Source organism: Acetivibrio sp. MSJd-27, assembly GCF_018918095.1.
Lineage (GTDB): Bacteria > Bacillota > Clostridia > UMGS1840 > HGM11507 > HGM11507.
This window is the reverse complement of record NZ_JAHLPV010000091.1, coordinates 1-1,418: the sequence shown is the minus strand read 5'-3', so window position 1 is coordinate 1,418 and position 1,418 is coordinate 1. Positions and strand designations below refer to the sequence as shown.

Annotated in this window: 1 protein-coding gene; it reads left to right on the top strand. The window is 45.3% G+C overall.

The annotated features are described in order from the left end of the window. Window positions 1-70: 70 nt before the first annotated feature. A complete protein-coding gene (locus tag KQI32_RS13225; RefSeq protein ID WP_216426109.1) occupies window positions 71-1,309 on the top strand; it encodes an IS256 family transposase in 1,239 nt (412 codons plus the stop codon). Window positions 1,310-1,418 lie beyond the last annotated feature (109 nt).

The following is a 1,418-nucleotide window of genomic DNA, read 5'->3' as shown; positions in this document are numbered from 1 at the left end:
GAGTCTTTTACAAAGATTGTGTAAACCTCCAAACAGGTATATAATAAATACTGAGTTTGGAGGTTTTACTATGCCAAGAAGAAAAAGAACGCCGGAGGAAATCGCACGCAAAGCAAAAGTGCGGGAGCTGATGCAGGAGTTGGATATCAGCAATATGTCGGATATCAATGTGCTGTTCAAGGAATTTGTCGGAGATATTCTGGAAAATGGGTTGGAAGCCGAGTTGGATGATGAACTCGGCTACAGCAAGTATGACTACCGCAACAAGGACACCGACAACAGCCGAAACGGGCACAGTTCAAAAACGATGAAAACCAGCTTTGGCGAGGTGGATATAGATGTGCCCCGGGATCGCAAGGGAGAATTTGAGCCACAGTTGGTGAAAAAGCAGCAAACCAGCTTGAGTGGCGATATTGAAGAAAAAATACTGTCCATGTACGCTAAAGGGATGACAACGCGGGACATAGACGCACATATCCGCGAGATTTACGGATTAGAGGTGTCAGACAGCACCGTCAGCCGAATTACGGATAAGATACTGCCTGTGGTCAAAGAATGGCAGCAAAGACCGCTTGAGGAAGTTTACGCAGTCGTATTTCTTGACGCTATCCACTACCACGTACGCAGTGAAGGACAGATTGTAAAGAAAGCAGTCTACATAGCGATTGGTATCAATATGTCCGGAATCAAAGAAGTTTTAGGCATGTGGGTTGGTGAAAACGAAAGCGCGAAATATTGGCTGTCAATCCTAAATGGCTTGAGAAACCGCGGTGTAGAAGATATCCTGATTGCATGTGTGGATGGGTTGACGGGCTTTGACAACGCCATAGAAGCAGTCTACCCCAAAACAGAGATACAGCAGTGTATTATCCATCAAATCCGCAATACTACACGATTTGTTTCATACAAAGACATCAAGGCGCTAATGGCGGATTTAAAACGTGTTTATGCGGCTATTGACGAGGAAACCGGTCTGTATGAACTGGAATCCTTCGGTGAAAAATGGAACGCCAAATATCCGAAAATCGCACAATCCTGGAAGGCGAACTGGTCGAAATTATCCACCTATTTCAAGTATCCACAGGAGGTTCGGACGCTGATTTATACCACCAATGCCATTGAAGGATTCAACCGCCAGCTGCGCAAGGTTACGAAGTCGAAATCCGTATTTCCGACCGATGACAGCCTGCTCAAAATGCTGTATCTGGCGATGATGGACATCACGAAAAAATGGACGGGGAAACGGCGGGATTGGGGAATTATCCACTCACAGCTGGAGGTATTTTTCGCTGACCGGTTGCCGGATTAAGGCTTGAGTTTTTGCCATGTTTCTGTTATATTGAAAAAGCAGGGAGCAAAAACACTCCCTGCCAACCAATTTTACCCTTGTTTGGACTTTACACAAAGTTAGAAGCAGA

Coding starts and splice junctions, on each gene's coding strand:
- KQI32_RS13225 (WP_216426109.1), top strand. CDS start 71: ATGCCAAGAAGAAAAAGAACGCCGGAGGAAATCGCACGCAAAGCAAAA.